The sequence below is a fragment of the Deltaproteobacteria bacterium genome, assembly GCA_015233135.1.
GTDB lineage: Bacteria > UBA10199 > UBA10199 > JADFYH01 > JADFYH01 > JADFYH01.
Map to the genome: position 1 here is coordinate 13,957 of JADFYH010000028.1, position 24,026 is coordinate 37,982.

Genomic DNA, 24,026 nt, shown 5'->3' on the forward strand with positions numbered 1-24,026 from the left:
CTCAATTCAAGCTAAACGATAAAAGGTTGCCCGTGTAAATCCTTCGCGAATCACCAAATCTTGCGCAATAAGCGGTTGCAGAATTTGACTGATGCGGCTCCGCGAAATAGCAAAGGCTCTTTCAATTTCAGGTGATCGTACTTTGCCTTTGTCTCTTATAAACCTCAGCAAATCTTCCTGTTTTTTATTTAAAGTGATTGTGTGATCCTTTGCACTTACCTGAAGCGATACAATGCGATGTTGGGTGGCTTTTAAGGTTTGCACTACGCCTTCTGCGACGTACTCTATCCAGTAACTCAAGTCGTTATCCATATCTCGTGCCTGTTGAATTTTGTTGTAGTAGCGGGCCCGATCTGCTTCAAAATATTCGTCCAAGGCAAGGAGATGATGCGTGTCAAATCCACGCGTATAAAGAACCCATATTCCTAAGGCTCGTGAAATTCTTCCGTTTCCATCGCTAAAAGGATGGATAGAAACCAAATGATGATGAGCGATGGCAGAGCTCAGGATCGGATGAAGTTCATAGGCTGCTTTCGAATTCAACCAGGATAAAAATTGAGTCACGAGAGCTTGAGTTTCTTGAGGGGCAGGAGGAGTGTAAATCGTTTGCCCACGGGAATTGACCACTCGATTTTGAACGGTTTTGTATTTTCCACACTGTTCGGGCTTGAGCAAGCTTTGAGCAATTATTTTATGAAGCTTCAGGAGAGTGGTTTCTTGAATCAGCGCATTTGATTTTTGAGTCCAAATCCAGCGAAGAGCAGATAAATAATTGAGAACCTCTTGTTTGGACTTTTTCTCCGCAAATATTTCTTCTCCCTGTGACAAAGATTGAACTTCAGGAAGTGTCAGTAAATTTCCTTCAATTGCAGTTGAAAAGTGGGCCAGTTTAATAGTGGTCTCATTTTGCAGTTGTGGAAGCCAAGGCACTTTAATCAGGCTTTGGTTAATCAAAGTCTTGAGTTCCGTTGCCTGGGTAATGAAATTTAAAAGGCGGCTACTCAAATCAAAATGGGGTGAATACATTGAATTAGAATAATTTATGTCCAGTTTATGTCAAGTTTTATGTCAAGGGGTTTAAGTAAGTTTACGAAAAAGCAATGCGAATAAAGAACCCGTGGGAACAAAAGTGATTGCAGAAGTAGAAAGAAAAACCCAACTTTTTAAACTCCCTCATTCGCACACTTTAGAAAAAGTTCTGATTTGCTTGAATGATGCCTCCGAAGCTGTAAAAGACGGAATATTTTCATCACATTTTACTTATCGAGAAAATCTTCTAATGAAGCTCCCCCACATATCCCGCAATCCATTTTCCTAACTCTTCATACTCCGGCAACTTCTCAAAGGCTTGTTTGACGTAGCGTAGCGAAGAAGGCACGCTGACCAAGAAACTCGGGTTTCCTTTCACAGTATTGATGAATTGAAAACGTCCGGTATCTTTCAGTTTTCGCTGAAGGGTATTTTGATAAAATAGTTTTTTGAATGCAGGGGTGTTTTGTATTTCAATACCGGCCTTTTTGCGAGCCTCCAAAAAATAATCGATCAACTTTTCAACCGCTTCGGGGGAAAGTTCAATATAAGAATCCCGCGTCAAACTCACTAGATCATAAGTCTGCGGGCCCAGCAGGGCATCCTGAAAATCCAGGATATAGAGCTGATAATCTTTCATCATCAAATTTCTACTTTGGAAATCGCGATGCACAAAAATGTAAGGCGAGGCAGCAATTTCTTTTGAGATTTGACGCGTGATTTCTGTGAAAACTTTTTTTTCAGATTCCGGGATTTTAATTTTGAAGCGGTCTTCAATGCCATACTCCAGAAAATGATCGAATTCCCAGTTGAGCAGGGTTTCATCAAAGTTTCGGGCAAAGGCGATTACTCCCTCGCCCCTTGCGGGGGAGGGTTGGGGAGAGGGGGAAAAAGAAGTCTTCTTCTGCATCTCAACCAATAAATCTATGGCCCGTTTATAGAATGAAATCCGCAGTTCAGGGGAGGCATCCTTCAGATACAATTCCAGATGCTGATCGCCTACATCTTCTAAAAGCATGAGTTTGTTTTCTTCATCCCAGGCATAAATTTTGGGGATGGGAAGTCCCAGAGAACTCAAATAGCGCTGAATGTTGATGAAAGGAAGCTCCTCCTTTTTGCCCTGATAATTGGTAATTTCTTCGGAGACCGAAGAGGCTCCAGCGGGCATTTGCATGAGGATCAGAGTGATTGGCCCCTCTCCCGTCCTGCGGACACCCTCTCCCTCGAGGGGAGAGGGGATTTGGAAAGAGACTCTATAGTAGGCGCGATACGAGGCATGCTCGCAGAGTTTTTGAAGCTCGAAGGATCTGATTTGGGTTTTGAAGGTTTTTTCTAGGAGGGTTTTAATCAGTGTTTTCATATCAGCGTATTCTCTTTCATCCAAAGCCCATAAGCCTTGGAACAAGCGGCTATCGGTAATACAATAAACTCGGGCACTTCGTAGCTGTGCAATTCGCAGAGCCTTTGTTCCAGTTTTTTTGCCAGACTTTTTTTTGTTTTCATCACCAATAAAATTTCCTTGTCCTTGCACAATTTGCTTTTCCAATTATAGATCGAAAGAAGCTGAGGCACTAAATTGACGCAGGCGACGAGTTTTTCTTTTACCAGCGTTTCGGCAATTTTTTTGGCTGGTTTGAGCTGGTTGTGGGTGCTGAGGCAGAGGACAAAATTATTTGGAGACGGCATATCCTGAAGAAAACTTTAATTTGACTTTAACTGCAAGCGTAAAAATATAATTATACCTCACCCTAACCCTCTCCTACTTTAGGAGAGGGAATAGGTTGAAACAAAATTTATGAAAAAAATATTCCCTCTTGTTTTACTCTTCAGCTTCTTCCTTTGTTCTCTCGATGCCCGGGCAGAAAGTCCGCAAACGGTTCCTGCCTCGCAACCTGTTACGACCTGGCATCTCATCAAAAAGAAAGAGCTGCCTAATTACCGCATTGAAATCTGGATGAAAGAAAATGCAAAACTGCCTTTGGGAATCGAAAGCAGCAGCGCCAAAATTTTCAACAAAGAGGGAAAGCTTTTGCAGGAAGTGAAAGATCTGATTTTAGAGCCGGATCCCAAGGAAAATGTGGAGGGCTGGTCTTCCGATAAAATTTTGGATCTGGATGGAGATGGTCAGGAAGATCTGCTCTTGAAGGGCTATAGCGGCGGTTCTCATTGCTGCTATCAGTATCATGTTTTCTCTTTGGGAAAGATTTTAAAAAAAATGGGGACGATTTCTCTAAAAGATTGTGGAGAGAAAATTGAAGTAAAAGATTTGAACGGGGATAAAATTCCAGAAATTATCAGTTGCTCCGCAGACTTTACCAATTTTAAACAAATCCCTTATTCGGTTTCACCCTTCCCGCCTCGGGTGTTCAGTTTAAAAAATGGGTCTTATGTGCAAAGTGATCAGGAATTTCCCCAAGTGTACGAAGACGACGCGGCCTTGCAAAAGGCCCAAATTACCAAGGAGGGTTTTGATATTGCCAAGGTGCTGCAGCTCACGCTGGATCAGCTGATTCTAGGCAAAGAAGAGCAGGCCTGGAAGGATTTCGACCAGTATTACAAGGCTGCCAATAAAGAAAAAGTGAAGGCGGAGTTGCAGGAAAAATGGTCTGCTTTTAAGATGCCCTCCAGTGAATCGAAGATGGTGCTTCCTTCGGGAGGGGTCAGGCAATGACCCCACTTTTTCAATCTCAAAAGAGGGCCTTTCTGGTTTTGTTGATCTCTTTATTGGTGTTGGTCTTTTATATCCTCAGACCTTTCTTTCTGGTTTTCTTGATCAGCCTGGTTTTTGTGCTCTTGTTTTATCCCATTTATGAGTTTTTTCTGAGAAAGTTCAGAGGCAAGGCCTATCTGGCCAGTTTTTTTAGTACGCTTATTATGACCTGGGTGCTCATTTTACCTTCTGCCATTGTGACCTCCCTGGCGGTGGCCCAGTTGTCGGGAGTGGTAGATCCTGCCATCGAATTTATTCAGTCGGGGAAAATCTACAAACTTTTGGGTAATTTTAATGTGGATTTACAGAATTATCTGCAGCGCATCGAGCAGTCTTTTCACCTCAGCATTAATTTAAGCGGGGCCTTGGCCAACACCATCAAACAGGCGGCATTTTTAGCTTATCAATTCTCGCCCAGTGTCTTGGGGCAAACCGTTTCATTCATCGCCCAGGCCTTTCTGATGTTGGTGGTCGTGTTTTTTCTTTTTGTAGAAGGACGAAGTCTGTACCAGGAATTTGTCTTACTTTCTCCCTTAAAAGATGCCCATGAACATGCCCTGGCCAAGGAAATCAAGACGATGATTCATGCCGTCCTCTATGGTTTTTTTATGACGGCCATGGTGCAGGGCTTGCTTGCTGCCGGAATTTTTTATTTTTTAAGCATTAAAGGTTTTATCGTCTTGGGAATTCTCACCTTCTTTTTTTCCTTTATTCCCATCATCGGTGCGGCAGGCATTTGGGTGCCGGCCACGCTTGTTTTATTTTTATTGGGGGAAACAAAATCAGCCCTCGTCTTGTTGGGATATGGAGCCCTGATTATTTCGAGCGTAGATAATTTTTTGAAGCCTTATTTTATGGGCAGTGGAAACCACGTACACCCTGCCCTGCTTTTTCTCTCCATTATGGGAGGTGTTGCCCTAGTGGGGCCTCTGGGGATTTTACTGGGGCCTATTGCCATTGCGGTATTTCTGGCAGCACTTAAAATTTACAAGCAGGATTATCTGGTGAATTCTTAGACGTCGGATTTTTTACTCTACTACAACACCCAAGCTATTCGACGGATTCTCCCTTACCATGAGATAGGCCGAATAAGTGCCTGCACTGAGTCCGGCAGGAAGGACAAAGTCCAGCTGTTCCAAATTCCCCTGAGCCGTACTGACAACCGAATAATGGCTAGACGAAATAAGAAAGGCTCCAATAGACAGAAAATTTTCATTCAAGAGGGGGCTAAATCCCTCTCCCTGAATAGAAAGGGTGGAGGCTATGGAAACAGGATTTGGACTAAAGGAAATGAGGATAGGAGCAGGACTCGAGAGATCTGCATTAGTTGAAGTTGTGCTTGATCCGCAGGAGAGCAGGATGATGAGAAAAAATGGGGAGATTTTTTTTGCGAATTTTAGAAGAGGAGAATACATATCTTGGCCTGGTTGCACCCAAAGGACGGTTACGGAGTGGAGTGGTAAAAATTATTAATTATCGTTCTTACGAGGACGTCATGAGCCTAATAAATACGATAGCCGCATTTGGCAAGCTTATGCAATTAACATGTTCTAATTCAAATCTAAACAAACGGTAGAATAAAAAATCTTGTCACGTGAGAATAAATTATGAAAATCCTCTTTGCCGGTGGTGGCACCGGTGGGCATTTATTTACAGGCATTGCCTTGGCGGAGCGTTTGACTTCCGAAGATGAGGTGCTGTTTGTCGGTACTTCTTATGGGCTCGAAAACGAGATTGTTCCTCGAGCGGGTTACCGTTTGGAGAAAATCGAGGTGAAGCCTCTCAAGGGGAAGGGCCTCAAGGCCCGTCTCAAGGCCTTGTTTGAGGTCCCCGCGTCACTGTTTCAATCTTATAAACTACTGCGCAAAGAAAGGCCCCAATTGGTGATTGGTATTGGTGGTTACGCCTCCGGTCCTGTGATCCTAATGGCGCGATTTATGGGGATTAAAACGGCGATTGTCGAACAGAACTCCATGCCGGGTTTTTCAAATCGAATTTTGGGAAAGTTTGTACATCGGGTATTCATTGCCTTTGAGCAGGCGAGAGATTTTTTTTCGCCCTCAAAGACTCTTTTGACGGGAAATCCGGTACGGAAGGCGTTTTTGATGCCCCCTCTCCCCCTCTCCCCCTCTCCCCTCTTCCTGTCCTTCACTCTCCTCATCCTGGGCGGATCCCAAGGGGCCCATTCTGTCAACGAAGCCATGGTGGAAGCGGCAGTGATTTTAAATTCCAATTCTGAACTTCCTCAAATCCGCATTATTCATCAAACCGGTAAGTTGGATTTCGAAAAGGTAAAAGAGGCCTATGCTCAAAAAGGGATCTCCGCCGAGGTGTTTGAGTTTATCCAGAATCCGAAAGAGTATTATAGCCAAGCCGATCTGGTCATTTCCCGTTCCGGTGCCGGCAGCGTGAGTGAGCTTCAAATTCTGGGAAAGGCCTCCATCCTTATTCCTTATCCTTACGCGACAGATGACCATCAGCGCTTCAATGCCATGGAATTGGTGGACAAAGGGGCCGCCCGATTGATTTTGAATCCGAATTTAAACGGGGGGCGCTTGGCAAGTGAAATTCTGGAGTTGATGAAACACCCCGAGAAAATCCAAGGCATGTCGGAGGCCGCTCAAAGGCTGGCAAAACCACAGGCGGCTGAAAAAATTTTGGAAGAGTGTAGAAAAATACTTGAAAAAAGCACCTAATGTTGTACCCTCATCTCATGAAAAGTGTAGCCATTAAAGAGCTTAAAGAAAACCTCGCTTATTGGACTGATTTGGCAGCTCAGGGTGAAATGATCGAAGTCACCAAGTACAATCATGCTTATATTCGAATGATTCCCGTTGTAGAAAATGGTTTATCGATTGGGAAAGATGTGGGGCGGGTCTCTCTGAAGGCTGTGGGAAAAAACCTAAGCAGGGGAAAATGGTTGAAATATCTTGAAGAAGACAGGGGTTGATTTTGGAAGAGGAATATTATTACTTGGACACTTCTGCCTACTTGGGGATTTTATTGGGTGAAGAAAAGGCAGACTTGATCCGCAACTTTTTACAAGAAAAGAAATTGTGTTCTAATGTTTTAATGTTTATCGAGGCAGAAAGAAATCTTGTGTTGATGTCTCGTGAAAAAGACATGAGTTCGAATTTTTATGAATCTTGTTCACAGCGTCTTCATCAAGATGTGGAATCTTTTGTTCTAAAAGATTTGAGTTTGGATTTGGCTTTGAATCGTGTGTATCCTCCCCTGAAGACCCCTCGTACATTAGATTTAATTCATTTGAGAACAGCGTTGTGGTTTCAGCAAAATTATGAACTGAAGGCTTTTGTTACCTTGGATCGGCACCAGGAAGCTGCGGCAGTAGAGTTAAACTTACCGTTACTCAAAGAGTGAAGTAAAGGTACAAAATAAATTATGTTTCAAAAATTTCAACACATTCATTTTATTGGTATTGGCGGCATTGGCATGAGCGGCATTGCCGAGGTGCTGCTCACTTTGGGCTATAAAATTTCAGGTTCGGATTTAAAGAAAGGCCCCACCACTCAGCATCTGGCTAAAAAAGGCGCCAGAATTTCTTTGGGGCATAAAGCGGCTAACGTAGAAGGGGCACATGTTGTCGTCATCTCTTCTGCGGTTCGGCCTAGTAATCCCGAGCTTATTGCCGCCCAGGAGAAAGGCATTCCCGTTATCCCACGAGCGGAGATGTTGGCCGAACTCATGCGTCTTAAATACGCCATCGCGGTGGCGGGCAGTCACGGAAAAACCACCACCACTTCTTTGGTGGCGCACATCCTCTATAAGGCGGGAATGGATCCCACGATGGTGATTGGTGGGCGTGTAAAATCTTTTCGAAGCAACGCTAAATTAGGCAAAGGCGAGTTTTTGGTGGCCGAGGCCGATGAATCCGACGGTTCCTTTTTAAAACTCAGTCCCATCATTGCGATTATTACCAATATCGACCCGGAACATCTCGACCATTATCAAAGTTTTGCGGAACTCAAGAAATCCTTCGTGGAGTTTGCCAATAAAGTCCCTTTTTACGGGGCCGTAGTTGCGTGTGCCGATCATCCGACGGTGAAAGAAATTTTGCCGGGTATCAAAAAGAAGGTGCTGACTTATGGCCTGCAAGACACAGCAGATTTTTATGCACGGGCGATTGATCAACAAGGGATGCAAAGTTGTTTTGAGGTATTCCACCGTGGAGTTTTGTTAGGGAAGGTTTGGTCCAGGCTGGCGGGGCTACACAATGTGTACAACGCTTTGGCAGCCATTGCTGTGGCTCATCAGCTGGATATCCCATTTAAAAAAATCAGCCGAGGACTGGATACTTTTCAGGGCATTGAACGGCGTCTGGAATCTTTATTCAAGGGGAAAGAGGTGCTGGTGTTTGATGACTATGGTCACCATCCCGAAGAAATCAAGGCCACGCTATCGGCCTTGCGCCTTGCTTTCCCAAAGCGGCGATTGGTAACACTCTTTCAGCCTCATCGTTATACACGCACGCGAGACCTGTTTCAGGAATTCCAGGGGGCCTTTGGAAACACAGATCTGCTGTTGCTCACCGAAATTTATGCTGCAGGCGAAGACCCTATTGACGGCATTAGTGGTGCGAATTTGGCGAATGCCGTGAAGGCGACACGCCCTGAAAATGGAGTCTGTTTTTCCAACAACCTCGAAATTCTGCTGAAAGAAGCAACGCAGCAACTCCAGCCTGGTGATGTGATTGTTACCCTGGGTGCGGGTGATATTGTGAAAGTCGGAAAAAAATTGGCTCAGTTTTTAAAGAAGAAAGAGAAACAGATTTAGTTTTTCTTTGGGTATTGCTCCTCATATGATCTCCCTCTCCCTCAAGGGGAGAGGGGATAGTGTTAAAAAAAATGTTATCCCCCAAACAACAAGAAAAACTGCGTTCTCTCCTCAAAGGCGAACTCCTTTTTGAAGAACCCTTGGCAAAATACACCAGCCTAAAAATCGGAGGCCCCGCACAGATTTTATTTTATCCGACCGACTTAGAAGATCTTTCCAAAGCCCTGCAATGGTGCAAGACCAGTGATTGCCCTTATTTTATTTTGGGCAGTGGTTCTAACTTGTTAGTTCGCGATGGAGGAATTCGGGCTATGGTCTGCAAGTTGTCCAGGGCTCTAAATCAACTGACAGTTCAGGAAAATGAAAAAAGTGAGGATGTTTTTATTGAGGTGGAGGCTGGATATTCTCTGGCAAAGCTGGTGGAGTTATCCAGGCAAAAGGGTTGGACAGGGATTGAAAGCCTGTTTGGAATTCCGGGCACCCTGGGTGGCGCTCTGGTAATGAATGCGGGAACGCGTGAAGGTGAAATTGGCACAAGGGTAGAAGAAGTGAGTGTGATGAATTCGGATGGGGAGGTTCGAAAAATTCCGGCCAAACGTTTACACTTTGAGTACCGGTTTCTCAAGCTCAACCGAGGTGAAATTTTGATTAAGGCTAAGCTCAGGCTTAAAAAAGTAGATGCAAGCGAAGTGGCTGAGCGCATCCAGTTTTTTCAAAAACGCAGGTTTGAAACTCAGCCTTTGGACCAAGCCAATGTCGGCAGCATTTTCAAGAATCCACCCAAAAAATTTGCAGCCCAGCTTATTGAAGAATTGGGTCTAAAAGGTGTCCGCGTCGGTGGGGCACGTATTTCTGAAAAGCATTCCAATTGGATTATCAACGAAGGAGGCGCTACCGCCCAAGATGTCTTGGCCTTAATAGGTTTGGTAAAAGATAAGGTAAAGGAAACTGCAGAGATTAAATTGGAAGTGGAAGTGAAGGTGGTGGGAGAGGAAGCTAACTCGGACTAGTCTTTCCGCTTCTAAATCTTGATCTAGAAAACTGAATTTAAATTTTTCCAGGCTCAAAGCTACTTTAATTTCTCCGCAGCCTTCACTGCATCCTCTGCAATTTCTTTGTTTTTGCTTTTCCTCAAACTGGCGAGGGTTGTTTTTGTCGTTCCATCCACCTCGATTTTTCCTTCATAAAGCAAAATACCCCTTAACACGTTCAGCGACTGCTCGGGTTCTAATATTGTTGTTTTGCTGAGGTAAGCGATGGGGGCTATATTATAGGGTTTGCATTCCGCATGTATTTCATCCGAAATAAGGCGGGCGTGGCCTGTCCCGCCTGTATCTACTTCCTTGGTATAGAAGTTGTACTCAATGGTTCCGCCTACTTTCAGTTGTTTGGCATCCCCCGAACTGAGTTCAACTTTTATGGGGATTCCATTTTTATAATGATCGAGTGTGATGTAATGATGGGGATTATTTAAAACCTCAATGGGCAAAATACTAATGTTGTATTCCTTTCCTTTGCCTTCCACTTTTTCAAAAGACTGAACACTTCCCCGGACAAAAAAATTGGGATTTTTGACCTCGTAACCTATAGGGTAATCGGAAGTCCATCCAAGCAACTTCTTCTCACGGGGGCCAAATTTAGTGCTGGCCTTTCCCTGAACAGCATGTTTTTTTTTCGCTGCCCAAACGGAGGGGCTGAGTGGGCTAACGAGAACCAGGTTCAATCCTAAAAGTAACGCTAAATATTTAAATTTCACAATATTTACTCCTAATAAATTACCAAATATGAATGTAGAACCAAGGGGTCCGCTAACAAATTTTACCTGCCCCCGCAATAGGGCATTTGAAAAAAAGTACAAAAAAATACATTTTTCACGAAACATTTTACAAAAGGCCTGCAGATCGAAAGATTTGTGGGCCTTTTTATTGCCGTGTGTCATTCGGAGTGGTAGCTAAGAATCTAATTGCATGCACTCGATTGCACCTGGGGATGACAACAAATGAATCTTCGCCAAAAAATCTACACCATTTCTGAGCTCAACTCTCAAATTAAACAAATTTTAGAAAACACCTTTCCCTCCATTTGGATTTCAGGAGAAATTTCCAATTTCAAGGCCCATAGTTCGGGGCATTACTATTTTTCCCTCAAGGATGGACATGCGCAAATTTCTGCAGTTATGTTTAAAGGCTCTAACCGCTTCCTAAAATTTCAATTAGAAGATGGACTGGAAGTGATTGCGAATGGTCGGGTGACTGTCTATGAACCTCGAGGCTCTTACCAAATCGTTTTGGAATACCTAGAGCCCAAGGGCTTGGGTGCTCTGCAGCTGGCTTTCGAGCAACTGAAAAAAAAATTAGAAGCAGAAGGTTTGTTTGAGCTCACCCGTAAAAAAGCCCTACCTTTATTGCCACAAAAAATTGGAATCATTACTTCTCCAACGGGTGCGGCCATTCGCGACTTGCTGCAAATCCTTCAGCGTCGATATCCCAATATTGAGGTGTTGCTGATCCCGGTTCAGGTGCAAGGTGAAAAAGCGGCCCCAGAAATTGCAGCGGCCATGGCTGAAATGAATACTTTTGAGGATGTCGATGTCCTAATTGTGGGCCGAGGTGGAGGTTCTCTGGAAGATTTGTGGGCCTTTAATACCGAACTTGTTGCTCGTGCAATTGCCGCTTCGCGTATTCCCATTATTTCCGCAGTAGGACACGAAATCGACGTCACGATTTCCGATTTTGTGGCGGATCTACGAGCGCCTACCCCCTCGGCGGCGGCAGAACTGGTTGTCCCTCGGAAGGAAGACCTGCGTTCTCTCGTTGCTCAATTTCAAGTGGATCTGTACAAAAACTGCCTACGATTTATAAAGAATTATCAGGAAAAATTAAACTTTTTGAAGAGCCACCTCAGGCATCCTCAAAAACGGCTGGAAGAACTTTTTCAACGCCTGGATGAGCTTCAAGAAAGATTGAATCTAGCACAAAAAAAATCCTTCGAAAAATACCACTTGGCTGTTTGTAATCTTCAGCAAATGTTGCAGATGCTTTCTCCCTTAGCAATTTTGAAGCGCGGGTATGCGATTGTTTATCAGCAACAAAATCAAGTTTGGATTCCGCTAAAAACCAAAGTTCATGTTCAGGTGGGGGAACTTTTGAAGATTCGGCTGAGTGAGGAGGAGTTGGAAACAAAGGTAACTGCTAGAGGGCAGCTCTAAAAACTACTGCGCGTCCAGGGTGCTTCGTTAATCTTTTCTTCGCTTTTTAATGTTTCTTGTTTTAGAGAAAAAATAAATTTTGCTTGTCATATTGTTGCCCTCGTAGCTCAGTGGATAGAGTCCCCGCCTCCGAAGCGGGTTGCGCAGGTTCGATTCCTGCCGAGGGCGTGAGGGAGTTACCAGTTATCAGTTTGGAAATAGCGAACACAGTGAGCGAGAGGGGGAGGCTCCAGCGGCTCAGCCGATGGAGGGGGCGACGCGAGCCCCCTGTGATAAACTCCCCGCCTCCGAAGCGGGTTGCGCAGGTTCGATTCCTGCCGAGGGCATGCTTAATAAGTAAGCATTGCATAAAAAAAAACCACCCTCGAAATGAGACTCAATACGTAAATCTTAATTATTTTAAGGAAATCCGCATGAATTGCAGTGGCATAAGCCTTGCCTATTCTTGATGATGTGAAAACCACATTGTCAAAATAAGGAGAGTCTTATGGCAAATCTAAACAATATTTCAGTGGAGTCTAATCCTTCCAAAGGGACCTTGGGATTAACGGGTCTCACCATCAACGCAATGGCGCTCATTGCGCCTGGGGCATTCCTCTGGTTAACCTTTCAGATGCAATCTTTGTATGGTGCTCCGATGGCAGGCAGTTCAATGTGGTTCGGCATTTTAGCCGCATTGTTACTTTGCTTTGCCACGGCCATCAGTTATGCGGAACTTTCTAAACTTTATCCCGGAGCAGGCTCTTCTTACTTCTTTGCAGAGCAGGCCTTTCTTTCTAAAACGAAGGCCTACAAGTTTGCCCGAATCGCAAAATTCATGACCGGTTGGGCCAGTCACTTGTACTACTGGGTTTACCCGGGTTGTATGGTAGGGGTGACGGCGATTCTGAGTGGTTACCTGCTGAATCAGTTTTTTCCAAATACCTTTGCCGGTAATTACAACAGCCCACTTTTTATGTACCTTTTCTGTTTCGCCTTTGCCCTGGGAGTTGCTTACATTGCCTTCCGCGGGGTCACTGGAACGACCGCGGTCAACATGGTGATTAACATCATTCAGATCACTGCCCTTTTGGTTTTTTCGTTCATTGCGATTTCTTATCGAATTAATCATCCTCAAGGGGCTACGGGTTATCATCTCTCCAATGGAATTGCGGTGAATTATCAGGTGGCTCAAGAAGTTGTAAAAGACCCTGCTGGAAATCCGGTCTCTCACTTAGATGCAGAGGGAAAACCGGTTGTGGATAAAGACGGGAAAGCTGTTTATCAAATGCAAGACATGATGGATAAAGACGGAAATCCTGTAGGCGCAGATAAAGACGGCAAGCCTGTCAGCGATGCAAAACTGGCGGCCCCTTTTACCGTCAGCTACAGTGCAGAAGAAGCAATTACAAAGGATGACAAGGGGGTCGGCACCTTTAACTTCCATGCCAGTGCTGTTTCTGTTCCCGCTCCCCACAACTTCAATTATATTTTCATACAAGCCTGTATTGCCATCTTGATTCTGGTGGGTTTCGAATCGGTGACTTCGATGGGAGAAGAAGCTAGGAATGCAAAAAGGGATATCCCCCGTGCAGTGCTTTTGTCGTTAGGTATTCAAGGCATCGTCTGTTATGCCATTGAATATTTTGCGGCCAATTATTTTCTGCACAATGGTTATACCATGCCGATGGCAGGCGCCTCTGGAGCACCTTTGGGCGACATGATGGTGATTGTGGGGTCGTGGTTGTTTGGGAGTTATGAAGCCGGTCGTGCTTTTATGCTGGTGCAGGCCCTCACCGTTTTTCTGGCACTCATTGGCACCACCCTCTCTTGCTTGAGTACGGGGGCCCGCGTCACTTATGCGATGGGTCGTGACAATGAAGTCCCTTCTCATTTTGGTCTATTGCATGGCAAAAAATTAACTCCTCATCGCGCCATTTGGACCCTGGCCATTATTTCAGCCATCATTGGAGTAGTCACTTGTACCCTTTATCTGGGAGGCGCCTCCACGTTGACCCCTCTGGATGAGAAGTACCATAATATCTGGTACAGCTTTGGCTTCTTCAACCCTGCGGTGATGAGTCAGTTGCCCAATACCTTGGTGGTGGTCACCCTCATTAGTAACTTTGGTACTTTCCTGCTTTATATGATGACCTGTGCCATCGCGATTGTCGCCTTCCGTGAACATCATTCTTTCAACGGTTTTAAACACCTGGTGATTCCTGTGTTTGGGCTGCTGGCTAACTTGTCTTGCATGTTGTTTTATCTCATCGGTCCTTTTTCAGTCAGTGGGATGAGTGTCAAAGAACCTTTCATTGCCCTGGGGGTTTGTGCCGTCTGGGGCATTTATGGAGTGATCTATTTTGCCCGTTCGAGTAAAGCAAAGGCCCGGCCGATTTTAGTTGAGAGACAGGCGGCCTAAAACAACCTAAAACAGTTCTTGAAAATAAAGAAACGGTCACTTTATAACGAGTGACCGTTTTTTTTGGGTTAAATTATGGAACTTAACTATTCTGCTTTAAGTAGCGCAGGGCCTGTCCGAGCTAATAACGAGGATTGTATTGCCTATTGGAAACCGGAAAGCCTGGATGAACAGCGTTTTCGGGGTGCCATCGCTATTCTGGCGGATGGTGTGGGGGGCCATGGAAAAGGGGAGGTCGCCAGTCAATTGGCCGTGGCAACCGTATTAAAGGTATTTCAGGAAAGCCAGGATCTGAGCAGCTCCCAGCAATTATTGGCGGAGGCATTTACCCGCGCAAACACTGCTGTTTACGACCAGGGCATGGATCATCACTCCCCTTTAAGAATGGCTACGACATTGGCAGCGGTTGTTTTTCGGGGCAATCAGATCTGTGTTGGAAATGTGGGGGACTCCCGGGTTTATATTATTCGCAAGGGGCAGATTAAACAGGTGAGCACCGATCACTCTTATGTGGCGATGCAGCACAAGCTGGGTTTGATTAATGACGAAGAAGCCAGGCACAGTGAGAATCGATCGATTCTTACCCGCAGTATAGGGCATGATGCCATTACCCGAGTGGATTTTGAGGAGGAGACCATTTTCCCGGGAGATCACATTCTTCTCTGCTCCGACGGTTTGCATGCCTATGTTTCGGATAATGAAATTTGCAATGTGGTCAGCTGTAACAGTCCTGCACGAGCCTGTCAGGAACTCCTGACCCTTGCTGAGAAAAATGGAACGGATGACAACCTCTCGGTTCAGATTATTTTAGTCGAAGAAGTGGAGGAGGTGCTTTATTATAAAGGTCTTCCTGTCTTTAGCAATAGAACTCGCGAACCTCGAAGTTCAAATAATGAAATCCGATCTGGGGAAGTTTTGGATGAACGTTTCCTGATTACCGAAATGGTGAGTCGGGGTGGCATGGCCACGATTTATAAGGCGCTGGATCAAACAAATCAGCAAACTGTAGCCATCAAAATTCCTCACATGCAGTTTGAAAGTGATCCCGGTTTTTTTTCACGCTTTGAAAGAGAAGAAGAAATTGGAGAAAAACTCCATCATCCCTATATCCTGGAATTTATAGCGGTCGAAAAAAAAAGCAGACCTTACATTGTTACCGAATATTTGCGGGGCTATACCCTGGCCCATCTGCTGCATAGTGTTTCTCCTCTTCCCGTTCGAGATGCGCTGAAGATTGCCAGCCGGGTTTGCGAGGCCCTGGATTACATGCATTCCAAGGGAGTGACCCATCGGGACCTCAAGCCACAAAACATCATGATTTGTTATGATGGTTCTATTCGCATCATGGATTTTGGAATTGCCAAAGGAGGATCCGGAAGAAGAATTACTTTTTCGGGTTTTACTCCTGCCATGGGCACTCCAGATTACATGGCCCCTGAACAAGTAAAAGGGAAACGGGGAGATGTGCGGACCGATATTTATAGTCTGGGTGCCATCCTTTATGAAATGCTCACAGGACATGTGCCTTACGAAGGAGGAGACAATCCTTTTATTGCCATGAATGCCCGTCTGACGAGTGATCCTCCCGCCCCTCGTAAAATGAACCCGGAGCTGTCTGAGCAGGTCGAAGAAATGATTTTGCATGCCCTGGAACGAGAACCCGAAAGGCGTTATGCCTCTGCCCTGCTTTTTAAAGCGGAACTGGAAAATCCGGAGCAGATAAAACTTACGGGTCGAGTCGAACGCCTGCACAGTGTCAAGATCTGGAAGCCACATCGTCCCTGGAAGAAAATTTTAATTTTATCCATTTCTATTCCCTTGGGAATTCTCCTTCTCTTTATCCTCCTGATGCATTTTTCTCCTCACAGGCACCCTTAGTCTGATGCTGAAGGATGCAGTCGCTTATCTTTTGTGCAGCCTCTGCAGAAGATTTTTTGTTACCTTTTTGATTTTACCTTTAATTTTTAAACGCTTCCGACTTTTTTAGCCTTGGTACATTGTTTGCTCCTTTAGCGCTTGCAGTTCCTTCGTATTCATTTTTATTTTTGGGAGAAGTCATGCGTCAAGGCCTGGGAGGCAACAAACTCAAACGTTTTCTTGAAAAGATGCACGAGGCAGAATGGCGACGTTATGGCTATCTTTTGTTTGCGGGAAAGTGCCTGGGCCTGGCACTGCTCTTGGGTTGTATTTATTTTGTCTCTACTTTTATTGGCACAGAGGCGCAGGCGGAAGATGTAGCCCCAGTACTTAGCGGAAATGCTATTGTGAATCCTATCAATACCGTCTGGACCTTAGTGGGCGCCTTTCTGGTGTTTGGGATGCAAGCCGGTTTTACCATGCTGGAGGCCGGTTTTTCTCGTTCTCGAGAAACAGTCAACGTGTTGATGGAGTGTGTGGTCGACACCTGCCTTTGTGGACTTCTCTTTTATGCCTTTGGATTTGCCTTCCTGTTTGGTTCGGGCAGTCCCTGGATTGGGAAAGAGTTTTTCTTTCTTCAGCATATTCCAGCGACCTATGGAACCAGTGGAGTGGCATTCTTGGCCTTCTTTCTTTTTCAATTTGCCTTTGCCGATACCTGTTCCACCATTACCTCGGGGGCCATGATCGGCAGAACCGGATTTTTAGGGGATCTGCTCTACAGCGTGGTGGTTTCAGGTTTCATTTATCCTATCCTGGGTCACTGGGCCTGGGGTCCTGATGGTTTCCTCGCTCTCATGGGAAGCCCAGGAAATTTTTTTCCTGGCTTAGGGATCGGCTTTCACGATTTTGCAGGCTCTACCGTCGTTCACACCATCGGCGGTTTTGTAGCCCTTGCTGGGTCTATCGTGTTGGGTCCTCGTTTGGGCCGTCGCTTTAAAAGCGAAGGGGGCGGACCAATGCTGCCTCATGATTTGACGATGGCCACCGTCGGCGGACTGATCCTCTGGTTTGGCTGGTATGGCTTTAATCCAGGAAGTACGCTTTCGGCGATGGATTTTGAAGGCATTGGACGGGTTGCGACCAACACCACGCTTGCCGCTTGTGCCGCTGGACTGGTCGCCATGCTTTTTGCTTATCCAAAAACAAAAATTTGGGATGTGAGCTTTACGGTAAATGGTTTTCTGGCCGGTCTGGTTGCCATTACCTGCCCTTGTTATTGGGTGTCCCCTACAGGCTCAATCGCTATTGGGGGCATTGCCGGGGTGGTCGTTATTCTGGCTGTGGATCTCCTGGAATGGTTAAAAATTGATGATCCTATTGGGGCGGTTCCTGTCCACGGGATTTGCGGAATTTGGGGAACTTTATCTCTAGGTTTCTTTGCTTGCGGAAAGTATGGGCTAAGCGGTCCATTAGCCGCTGATAATTCTGCGCCTTTGACGGGTTTGTTTTACGGAGGTGGAACCCAGGTGTTGCTGGCTCAGGCACTGGGAAGTTTTATTGTCACCGCGACTACTTTTATTTCGGCCCTTCTCGTCATGTACGCAATCAACGCCATGGGAATACTTCGAGTATCTGAAGAAGGTGAGTTACGAGGTCTGGATGTCCATGAGCATGGAATTTCAGCTTATCCGGAGTATGTCATCAATTCTTTTGCAACGCCTCATGGCTCTCTAAAATCAAAAGGAGATAGAGTTCAAAAACGAGATGAGTAATTGGTAACTACCCAGGTAACCCCTCCAATTGCTGCGGAACTCGCGACTATTTGGAGGTGACGGAAACAAAAATTGTGTCACCCCCGAGAAATCGGGGGTCCATTTGTGATTTTTCTCAAGGAATGCTCGGCAGTCCTCGCAATTTCCAGGGCTACCTGAGCAGTTACAAAATAGAAGCAATCATCATTAAAGGGAGGAAGATAAAATGTTTCAATCGTTGTGTCGTAAAAGTGTAGTCCACTTGTGCCTGTTCCTGATCTTAATCGCAGGAGTGATTTCTTTTGCAGTTAAGGTGCAAGCCCAAGTTCCTGATACCGCCCCCACTGCAGTAGCGCCTGTCCCTCCACCAGCCGTTGTAGCAGCACCCCCTGCGACCAATAATTTTGAGGAACGAATTGCAGACCTCGAGGCCTACATGAACAACGGGGCTCGGGTGAAAGATCTTCCCGACTCCAAGGTGAAAGACTCCAAGGTGCCCGGGGCAGGTCCAGGTCACAATGCCTGGATGATGGTCTGCGCGGCCCTGGTTCTCTTTATGACTCTGCCTGGACTGGCTCTTTTTTACGGAGGGCTGGTTCGATCCAAGAATGTCCTCTCTGTACTCGCTCAATGCTTTGGGATTGCAGGACTGGTTACTCTGCTCTGGTGGGCCTTTGGTTATAGTTGGGTGTTTTCCGCCGGCGCTGATGGCTCAATCTTTAAAGGCATTCTAGGCGGGATAAAATTTGCCTTCCTGAACGGAGTCGACTCGATGCCGAACACCGATTATTCGGCCTGGGTCTCCCACAATGTCTTTGCGATGTATCAAATGATGTTTGCCATTATTACCCCTGCCTTGATGATTGGGGCCATTGCCGAACGCATGAAATTTTCGGCCATTATGCTTTTTGTTGCCCTGTGGATGATGATCGTTTATTTTCCCATCGCCCACATGGTTTGGGGTGTCGATGGACTGATGAATGGCGTGTGGAATGGAAGCGCAGCCATCAAGGCCATTGATTTTGCGGGTGGGACGGTGGTGCACATGTCTTCCGGTTGGTCGGCTTTGATCCTCTGTCTTTTGCTGGGAAAGCGCCTGGGCTATGGAAAAGATCTGATGGCCCCGCACAGCATGGTACTTTGTATGGTGGGGACCGGCATGTTGTGGGTCGGTTGGTATGGATTTAACGCCGGTTCTGCAGTGGCTGCCGATGGGATTGCCGCAAACGCCTTTATGACCACCACTCTTGCCGCCGCGGTTGCCTCTTTTACCTGGGCTCTGCTGGAATATATGCTTCGAGGCAAACCCAGTGTCTTGGGTTTCTGTTCGGGTGCAGTCGGAGGCCTGGTGGTCATCACTCCAGCCTGCGGATTTGTAACGGCCTCTTCGGCGGTTATTATCGGAGTTTTGGCGGGCGCCGTTCCTTTTGTGGCCTGCACCAAATTAAAACACTGGTTTGGTTATGACGATGCCTTAGATACCTTTGGAGTGCATGCGATCGGTGGAACCTTGGGGGCCTTTGTGACAGGTATTTTTGCCGATGCCAGTGTGAATGGAAATTTAAGCCTGTCCACTGCAGCACCCTTGAATCCTGCAACCCAGAATGGTTTGGCCCAACTGGTGATCCATCATGGTGTATGGATAGAACAACTCAAGGCCATGGGAATTACAATTGTCTTGTCAGTGGCGGCTACTTTTGTAATTGCAGCTATTGTCAAAGTAGTATTAGGCGGTATTCGCGTGAGTGAAGATGTCGAACGTCAAGGTCTGGATGTTTCGGAGCATGGCGAAGAAGGTTATGTCCACTAATTAGAATCCTGTAAGAACATGGAGAAAATATGAAAAAAATAGAAGCAATCATCAAACCCTTTAAGCTGGATGAAGTGAAGGAGGCGCTGCAAGCCATTGCCGTCAATGGAATGACCGTCTCCGAGGTAAAAGGTTTCGGGAGGCAAAAAGGACACACCGAACTTTACCGCGGGGCAGAATATGTGGTCGATTTTCTTCCCAAGATAAAAGTTGAAATCATTGTGGGTGATGCAGAGGTTCAAAAAATTGTGGAAGCGATCCAGAAGGCCGCAAAAACCGGACGCATCGGAGATGGAAAAATCTTTGTGACCTCGGTCGAAGAAGTGATCCGCATCCGAACCGGCGAAACCGGAGAAAATGCCGTTTAGGCATCCTTAAAGATCCCCTCACCCCGACCCTCTCCCTCAAGGGGAGAGGGAGTTTAATTTCAAAAAATCCCCCGCTTCGTTTTGATTTGGGGGATTTTTTTATGGACTTTTTGTTGCACCCATTTCATAGCGAAAGAGCTTATCGCCAATGAAATGCTCATAACTCCTCCCGACCTCCTCTTATCTTAAAGAGGAGGAGATTGAGGAAATAGGTTTATTGTATGAAAAAAGTCTACACATCCGCTACCGAAGCCGTTGCCGACATCCCTGATGGAGCCACCCTGATGGTAGGGGGTTTTGGCCTTTGCGGAATTCCGGAAAATCTTATTTTGGCCTTGCGGGACAAGGGCGTGAAGAATCTCACCATCATCAGCAACAATGCCGGCGTGGACGATTTTGGTTTGGGTCTGCTTTTGCACACCCGCCAAATCAAAAAGATGGTTTCTTCTTACGTGGGAGAAAATAAGACCTTCGAAAAACAATATCTCGATGGCTCGCTGGAGCTGGAGTTCAATCCTCAAGGAACCCTGGCAGAACGCATCCGTGCTGGGGGTGCGGGCGTGGGTGGATTTTTTACCCCCACGGGAGTAGGCACCAAACTCGCCGAAGGAAAAGAAGTTCGAGAAATCGATGGAAAGAAATATGTGTTCGAAAGGCCCCTCAAGGCCGATTTTGCCTTGGTGAAAGCCTGGAAGGGCGATCGCTTGGGCAATCTCGTCTATCGACTCACAGCCCAGAATTTTAATCCCCTCATGGCCATGGCTGCCACGGTAACGATTGCCGAGGTGGAAGAACTCGTGGAACCCGGACAACTGGATCCCAACTTTATTCATACACCCAATATTTTTGTTCAGAGAATTTTGAAGGGTGAGAAGTATGAGAAGAGGATTGAACAGAGAACCATCAGAAAGAAACATACCTAAATTTCCCCCTCTTAAGCTAAGAGGGGGTTAGGGGGCGTTATGGTAATTGGATCCAATTGGACATAACCCCTCCCAACCTCCCCTTAACTTAAGGGGAGCAGTTGCATTATGACACTAACCCGAGATCAAATCGTCCAACGTGCCGCTCAGGAATTGACTGACGGCGCCTATATCAACCTGGGCATTGGCATGCCTACGCTCGTGGCGAACCATGTACCTCACGGCATGGATGTGATTCTCCACTCCGAAAATGGCCTGCTCGGTTACGGTGCCTTTCCTTGGGAAGGAGAGGAAGATGCGGACCTCATCAACGCGGGAAAACAAACCGTGACGATGATTCCCGGCTCCGCCATCTTCGACCATGCCACCTCTTTCGCCATGATTCGGGGAGGTCATATCGATTTGTGCATTCTGGGCGCCATGCAGGTCTCTGAAAAAGGGGATATCGCCAACTGGATGATTCCCGGTTCCATGGTGAAAGGCCCTGGCGGGGCCATGGATCTGGTGGCGGGGGCCAAGCGTGTGATCGTCACCATGGAACATGTTTCCAAAAATGGAAAATCCAAAATCGTAAAAAGCTGTGATCTCCCTCTCACCGGTCAAAGTGTGGTTTCGCGCATTATTACGGATTTGGCGGTGTTTGATGTGACCCCCAAAGGACTGCTCCTCATTGAAAATGCGCCTGGCGTGAGTGTGGAAGAAATTAAAAAAGCCACGGAAGCTAATTTCGAAATCTCTCCACAACTCAAAGAGATGAAACTGCCATGATCCGCGCCCTTATTTTCGATTTTAACGGTGTCGTGGTAGACGACGAGCCCGTGCATTTCCAGCTCTTCCAAAAGACCCTGGAGGCCGAAGGGATAGCCCTCGATCAAAAAGATTATTATGAAAAATATCTGGGCTATGATGATTATGAATGTTTCGAGGCCATTTTAAAAGATCGGCAAAAGGCATTTGATGCGGCCTACATCGAAACTCTCATCCAGAAAAAATCAAAATTTTACGAAGAGGTGTTAGAAGAGGGAAATCTATTTGTGCCGGGGGTGCTCGAATTTATCCGCAAGAATTCGGACAAATATTTCATGGCCATTGTCTCGGGTGCCTTAAGGTCTGAAATTGTATCGTGGTTGGAAAAGGCAGCAATCCAAGAAAATTTTCAAGTGATTATTGCCGCAGAAGACGTGAGACGTTCCAAGCCCGATCCCGAAGGCTATGAACAAGCGCTTTACCTGTTGAACCGTGATTTTACTGCTCCCTTGGAGATCATTTTTCCCCAGGAATGTGTGGTTTTCGAAGATTCAATGTGGGGGCTGCAAGCCGCCCATGAAGCGAAAATGAGGCGTGTAGGAGTCAGCACTTCTTACCCCTCGGAACAGTTGAAGGATGCTGAATTTGTAGTGGGCCACTTTTTAGATTTGACGATGGAAAAATTGTTAGAAAAATTAGGGTGAATTATGCAAGGCACTCTCGTCTTCGACCTCGAAACCAAAAAATCATTTGCAGAAATTGGTTCGCGTTCCCCCAAAGATTTGGGGGTGACGGTCTGTTGTCTCTACGACTACCAGGAGAATCAATACCACTCCTTTGTCGAACATGAGCTCTCCCGCATGGAGAATTATTTTCTGGATGCCAGACTCCTCGTGGGTTTCAATATCCGACGTTTTGATTTGCCGGCCTTGCAGCCTTATTTCAGCATCGATGTGGAACGCTTGCCTGTTTTTGATATTCTGGAGGATCTCACGCAACGCCTGGGACATCGTATTGCACTAGACTCGGTTGCCCACGCGACACTCAACATCGGGAAAAGCGCCTCGGGCCTGGAGGCCATTAAGTTTTATCGAGAAGGTCGTTGGGAAGAATTAAAAGCCTACTGTCAAAATGACGTTAAAATTACCAAAGACGTATTTGACTATGGACTTGAACACGGAGAAGTGTTTTATCTCTCCAGAGATACCCATAAAAAAATTCGAGTATCTGTGAATTGGCGCGAACAAATTCCACAAGTGCCGCTAGAACAAGATTTTGCGCAGTACAAACTTCTCTAATAATTGGTAGGTCATTTTATGAGCGATTCTATTCCTATAACTCCTCAGGGTCTCCTCAAGCTCAAGGAGGAACTAAAATATTTGAAGTCGGTCGAGCGACCTAAGATCGTATTGGCTATTGAAGAAGCTCGTGCGCATGGGGATTTATCCGAAAATGCGGAATACGATGCGGCGAAAAATCGCCAAGGCCAAATCAATTCACGCATGCTGGAGCTCGAAGATAAGATCGCCCGTGCTCAAGTGATTGATCCTGCAACCTTGTCTTCCGACAAAGTAGTTTTTGGCGCAACGGTGAAATTGCTCGACCTGGATTCGGAAGAAGAAGTGAAATACCAGATTGTGGGTGCAGACGAGTCAGACGTCAAGGAAGGGAAGATTTCTATCCTCTCTCCCATCGCCAAAAGTCTTATCGGGAGGAAACAATCCGACATCGTAAAAATTACGACCCCCAAGGGTTCACGCGAGCTTGAAGTATTAAAAATCTTGTTTGAATAATGTCCCAAGCCTAAACATGCTTGCTATCGTGTCTACGATGCTGCCAGGAGATATAAGCAAATCCAATACCTGCCCAGAGCAAAGTGCGTATCCTCCTGAAAATTTGTACCGAGGTTCCGGTGGCGGGATCCAAAGACAGTAGATGAAACGTGGCGGCGTAGGTGCCTTCCATCACTCCCACTGCGCCGGGAATAAAGGCGAAAATCATAATCGCAATAGCCGTCACCATGAGGCCATCAGATAGATCTAGGGAGCCCCGAAACATCAAACGGTGAAATAAACTGAATTTTTCGAGCATAGCCGAAACGAAAAGCGATCCCGACCCTGCAATCCAGGCGTTGAAGCGATCGGGATGTTTTTTTTTGAAAATGAAAATAGAGCGGGCGTAACAAGGTGGCGATAAAGATTTTGAGGGATTTTGAGAGGTTTTTCATTGGATCAAAATTTCACTCCTGTTTGCAGAAAATAACAACAATAACAATGCAATTCTATATTTTTTGAGGCCTTCAAAAGATGCATTTAATTACTGGGGGTAGTTTTTTTTGATAAGGCGAGAAGTTTCTTGATTTCTATTTTTTTCCCTTTGCCTTCTTCTTTTCTAAAGTCAATCACTTCTTGTTTGGGGTGTTGTT

Annotated in this window: 24 protein-coding genes and 1 tRNA gene; 19 read left to right on the top strand and 6 right to left on the bottom strand. The window is 45.9% G+C overall.

Translation table 11 applies throughout. From position 1 onward, the window contains the following. Nucleotides 1-6 precede the first annotated feature (6 nt). The 3 genes from HQM15_09305 to HQM15_09315 all read right to left on the bottom strand — a co-directional run bounded on the left by HQM15_09305 (nt 7) and on the right by HQM15_09315 (nt 2,715). Nucleotides 7-1,026 (bottom strand): Fic family protein, encoded by a 1,020-nt coding sequence (locus HQM15_09305; protein ID MBF0492964.1) that lies wholly within the window; start codon nt 1,024-1,026, stop codon nt 7-9. A 250-nt stretch (nt 1,027-1,276) separates the two neighbouring features. Further along, nucleotides 1,277-2,389 (bottom strand): phosphotransferase, encoded by a 1,113-nt coding sequence (locus HQM15_09310; GenBank protein ID MBF0492965.1) that lies wholly within the window; start codon nt 2,387-2,389, stop codon nt 1,277-1,279. Next, on the bottom strand, nt 2,386-2,715 hold the full coding sequence (locus HQM15_09315) for a divalent-cation tolerance protein CutA (GenBank protein MBF0492966.1): 330 nt from the start codon (nt 2,713-2,715) through the stop codon (nt 2,386-2,388). The genes HQM15_09310 and HQM15_09315 overlap by 4 nt, the downstream gene beginning before the upstream one ends. 109 nt (nt 2,716-2,824) lie before the next feature. On the opposite strand from HQM15_09315, the gene HQM15_09320 reads away from it, so the two are divergent. Continuing rightward, complete coding sequence (locus HQM15_09320) at nt 2,825-3,700, top strand: hypothetical protein (GenBank protein MBF0492967.1); 876 nt, start codon at nt 2,825-2,827, stop codon at nt 3,698-3,700. Continuing rightward, nucleotides 3,697-4,755, top strand: a complete 1,059-nt coding sequence (locus HQM15_09325; protein ID MBF0492968.1) for an AI-2E family transporter — start codon at nt 3,697-3,699, stop codon at nt 4,753-4,755. The genes HQM15_09320 and HQM15_09325 overlap by 4 nt, the downstream gene beginning before the upstream one ends. Before the next feature lie 12 nt (nt 4,756-4,767). Here HQM15_09325 and HQM15_09330 read toward each other — a convergent pair whose 3' ends face one another. Continuing rightward, entirely contained in the window at nt 4,768-5,154 is a 387-nt protein-coding gene (locus HQM15_09330) for a hypothetical protein (protein ID MBF0492969.1), read from the bottom strand. A gap of 192 nt (nt 5,155-5,346) precedes the next feature. Between HQM15_09330 and murG the strand changes: the two genes are divergently transcribed. The 5 genes from murG to murB all read left to right on the top strand — a co-directional run bounded on the left by murG (nt 5,347) and on the right by murB (nt 9,543). After that, entirely contained in the window at nt 5,347-6,435 is a 1,089-nt protein-coding gene (gene murG / locus HQM15_09335; GenBank protein ID MBF0492970.1) for an undecaprenyldiphospho-muramoylpentapeptide beta-N-acetylglucosaminyltransferase, read from the top strand. Between the two features lie 17 nt (nt 6,436-6,452). Continuing rightward, complete coding sequence (locus tag HQM15_09340; GenBank protein MBF0492971.1) at nt 6,453-6,689, top strand: hypothetical protein; 237 nt, start codon at nt 6,453-6,455, stop codon at nt 6,687-6,689. 2 nt (nt 6,690-6,691) lie between these two features. Further along, nucleotides 6,692-7,120 carry a PIN domain-containing protein gene (locus tag HQM15_09345; protein MBF0492972.1) on the top strand — a complete coding sequence of 143 codons (429 nt, stop codon included), beginning with the start codon at nt 6,692-6,694 and terminating at the stop codon, nt 7,118-7,120. Between the two features lie 21 nt (nt 7,121-7,141). Further along, on the top strand, nt 7,142-8,533 hold the full coding sequence (locus HQM15_09350) for a UDP-N-acetylmuramate--L-alanine ligase (protein MBF0492973.1): 1,392 nt from the start codon (nt 7,142-7,144) through the stop codon (nt 8,531-8,533). A 71-nt stretch (nt 8,534-8,604) separates the two neighbouring features. Further along, nucleotides 8,605-9,543 carry a UDP-N-acetylmuramate dehydrogenase gene (gene murB / locus HQM15_09355; protein ID MBF0492974.1) on the top strand — a complete coding sequence of 313 codons (939 nt, stop codon included), beginning with the start codon at nt 8,605-8,607 and terminating at the stop codon, nt 9,541-9,543. Nucleotides 9,544-9,602: 59 nt separating this feature from the next. Here the strand turns inward: murB and HQM15_09360 are convergent, their stop codons facing one another. Further along, on the bottom strand, nt 9,603-10,289 hold the full coding sequence (locus HQM15_09360; GenBank protein MBF0492975.1) for a hypothetical protein: 687 nt from the start codon (nt 10,287-10,289) through the stop codon (nt 9,603-9,605). A gap of 243 nt (nt 10,290-10,532) precedes the next feature. Here HQM15_09360 and xseA point away from each other — a divergent pair, with 243 nt between their 5' ends. The 12 genes from xseA to greA all read left to right on the top strand — a co-directional run bounded on the left by xseA (nt 10,533) and on the right by greA (nt 23,394). Beyond that, nucleotides 10,533-11,741 (top strand): exodeoxyribonuclease VII large subunit, encoded by a 1,209-nt coding sequence (gene xseA, locus HQM15_09365; protein MBF0492976.1) that lies wholly within the window; start codon nt 10,533-10,535, stop codon nt 11,739-11,741. A gap of 96 nt (nt 11,742-11,837) precedes the next feature. Beyond that, nucleotides 11,838-11,909: transfer RNA gene (locus tag HQM15_09370), tRNA-Arg, on the top strand. Nucleotides 11,910-12,228: 319 nt separating this feature from the next. Further along, nucleotides 12,229-14,142, top strand: coding sequence for an APC family permease (locus HQM15_09375; protein MBF0492977.1), 1,914 nt, complete (start codon nt 12,229-12,231; stop codon nt 14,140-14,142). Nucleotides 14,143-14,217: 75 nt separating this feature from the next. Continuing rightward, nucleotides 14,218-16,020 carry a bifunctional protein-serine/threonine kinase/phosphatase gene (locus tag HQM15_09380; protein MBF0492978.1) on the top strand — a complete coding sequence of 601 codons (1,803 nt, stop codon included), beginning with the start codon at nt 14,218-14,220 and terminating at the stop codon, nt 16,018-16,020. A gap of 179 nt (nt 16,021-16,199) precedes the next feature. Beyond that, the gene (locus tag HQM15_09385; protein MBF0492979.1) at nt 16,200-17,774 is read left to right on the top strand and encodes an ammonium transporter; all 1,575 of its coding nucleotides are present in this window, start codon (nt 16,200-16,202) and stop codon (nt 17,772-17,774) included. A 205-nt stretch (nt 17,775-17,979) separates the two neighbouring features. After that, nucleotides 17,980-19,563 (top strand): ammonium transporter, encoded by a 1,584-nt coding sequence (locus tag HQM15_09390; GenBank protein ID MBF0492980.1) that lies wholly within the window; start codon nt 17,980-17,982, stop codon nt 19,561-19,563. 29 nt (nt 19,564-19,592) lie between these two features. Then, nucleotides 19,593-19,931, top strand: coding sequence for a P-II family nitrogen regulator (locus tag HQM15_09395; protein MBF0492981.1), 339 nt, complete (start codon nt 19,593-19,595; stop codon nt 19,929-19,931). A 221-nt stretch (nt 19,932-20,152) separates the two neighbouring features. Then, nucleotides 20,153-20,854 carry a CoA transferase subunit A gene (locus HQM15_09400; protein ID MBF0492982.1) on the top strand — a complete coding sequence of 234 codons (702 nt, stop codon included), beginning with the start codon at nt 20,153-20,155 and terminating at the stop codon, nt 20,852-20,854. Between the two features lie 108 nt (nt 20,855-20,962). Beyond that, nucleotides 20,963-21,622, top strand: a complete 660-nt coding sequence (locus tag HQM15_09405) for a CoA transferase subunit B (protein ID MBF0492983.1) — start codon at nt 20,963-20,965, stop codon at nt 21,620-21,622. Further along, on the top strand, nt 21,619-22,305 hold the full coding sequence (locus HQM15_09410) for an HAD family phosphatase (GenBank protein MBF0492984.1): 687 nt from the start codon (nt 21,619-21,621) through the stop codon (nt 22,303-22,305). Before HQM15_09405 ends, HQM15_09410 begins: the two co-directional genes overlap by 4 nt. 3 nt (nt 22,306-22,308) lie before the next feature. After that, entirely contained in the window at nt 22,309-22,899 is a 591-nt protein-coding gene (locus HQM15_09415) for a ribonuclease H-like domain-containing protein (GenBank protein ID MBF0492985.1), read from the top strand. An 18-nt stretch (nt 22,900-22,917) separates the two neighbouring features. After that, on the top strand, nt 22,918-23,394 hold the full coding sequence (gene greA, locus HQM15_09420; protein ID MBF0492986.1) for a transcription elongation factor GreA: 477 nt from the start codon (nt 22,918-22,920) through the stop codon (nt 23,392-23,394). 10 nt (nt 23,395-23,404) lie between these two features. On the opposite strand, the gene HQM15_09425 is transcribed toward greA, so the two are convergent. Then, nucleotides 23,405-23,692 carry a hypothetical protein gene (locus tag HQM15_09425; protein MBF0492987.1) on the bottom strand — a complete coding sequence of 96 codons (288 nt, stop codon included), beginning with the start codon at nt 23,690-23,692 and terminating at the stop codon, nt 23,405-23,407. Nucleotides 23,693-24,026: the final 334 nt, after the last annotated feature.

What these genes read in the sequence shown, in the direction of transcription:
- HQM15_09390 (MBF0492980.1), top strand. Translation starts at nt 17,980, where the DNA reads ATGTTTCAATCGTTGTGTCGTAAAAGTGTAGTCCACTTGTGCCTGTTC.
- murB (MBF0492974.1), top strand. Translation starts at nt 8,605, where the DNA reads ATGTTATCCCCCAAACAACAAGAAAAACTGCGTTCTCTCCTCAAAGGC.
- HQM15_09315 (MBF0492966.1), bottom strand. Translation starts at nt 2,715, where the DNA reads ATGCCGTCTCCAAATAATTTTGTCCTCTGCCTCAGCACCCACAACCAG.
- HQM15_09415 (MBF0492985.1), top strand. Translation starts at nt 22,309, where the DNA reads ATGCAAGGCACTCTCGTCTTCGACCTCGAAACCAAAAAATCATTTGCA.
- HQM15_09410 (MBF0492984.1), top strand. Translation starts at nt 21,619, where the DNA reads ATGATCCGCGCCCTTATTTTCGATTTTAACGGTGTCGTGGTAGACGAC.
- HQM15_09405 (MBF0492983.1), top strand. Translation starts at nt 20,963, where the DNA reads ATGACACTAACCCGAGATCAAATCGTCCAACGTGCCGCTCAGGAATTG.
- HQM15_09400 (MBF0492982.1), top strand. Translation starts at nt 20,153, where the DNA reads ATGAAAAAAGTCTACACATCCGCTACCGAAGCCGTTGCCGACATCCCT.
- HQM15_09375 (MBF0492977.1), top strand. Translation starts at nt 12,229, where the DNA reads ATGGCAAATCTAAACAATATTTCAGTGGAGTCTAATCCTTCCAAAGGG.
- HQM15_09310 (MBF0492965.1), bottom strand. Translation starts at nt 2,389, where the DNA reads ATGAAAACACTGATTAAAACCCTCCTAGAAAAAACCTTCAAAACCCAA.
- HQM15_09380 (MBF0492978.1), top strand. Translation starts at nt 14,218, where the DNA reads ATGGAACTTAACTATTCTGCTTTAAGTAGCGCAGGGCCTGTCCGAGCT.
- xseA (MBF0492976.1), top strand. Translation starts at nt 10,533, where the DNA reads ATGAATCTTCGCCAAAAAATCTACACCATTTCTGAGCTCAACTCTCAA.
- HQM15_09320 (MBF0492967.1), top strand. Translation starts at nt 2,825, where the DNA reads ATGAAAAAAATATTCCCTCTTGTTTTACTCTTCAGCTTCTTCCTTTGT.
- HQM15_09395 (MBF0492981.1), top strand. Translation starts at nt 19,593, where the DNA reads ATGAAAAAAATAGAAGCAATCATCAAACCCTTTAAGCTGGATGAAGTG.
- HQM15_09330 (MBF0492969.1), bottom strand. Translation starts at nt 5,154, where the DNA reads ATGTATTCTCCTCTTCTAAAATTCGCAAAAAAAATCTCCCCATTTTTT.
- HQM15_09305 (MBF0492964.1), bottom strand. Translation starts at nt 1,026, where the DNA reads ATGTATTCACCCCATTTTGATTTGAGTAGCCGCCTTTTAAATTTCATT.
- murG (MBF0492970.1), top strand. Translation starts at nt 5,347, where the DNA reads ATGAAAATCCTCTTTGCCGGTGGTGGCACCGGTGGGCATTTATTTACA.
- HQM15_09340 (MBF0492971.1), top strand. Translation starts at nt 6,453, where the DNA reads ATGAAAAGTGTAGCCATTAAAGAGCTTAAAGAAAACCTCGCTTATTGG.
- HQM15_09385 (MBF0492979.1), top strand. Translation starts at nt 16,200, where the DNA reads ATGCGTCAAGGCCTGGGAGGCAACAAACTCAAACGTTTTCTTGAAAAG.
- HQM15_09350 (MBF0492973.1), top strand. Translation starts at nt 7,142, where the DNA reads ATGTTTCAAAAATTTCAACACATTCATTTTATTGGTATTGGCGGCATT.
- greA (MBF0492986.1), top strand. Translation starts at nt 22,918, where the DNA reads ATGAGCGATTCTATTCCTATAACTCCTCAGGGTCTCCTCAAGCTCAAG.
- HQM15_09325 (MBF0492968.1), top strand. Translation starts at nt 3,697, where the DNA reads ATGACCCCACTTTTTCAATCTCAAAAGAGGGCCTTTCTGGTTTTGTTG.
- HQM15_09425 (MBF0492987.1), bottom strand. Translation starts at nt 23,692, where the DNA reads ATGCTCGAAAAATTCAGTTTATTTCACCGTTTGATGTTTCGGGGCTCC.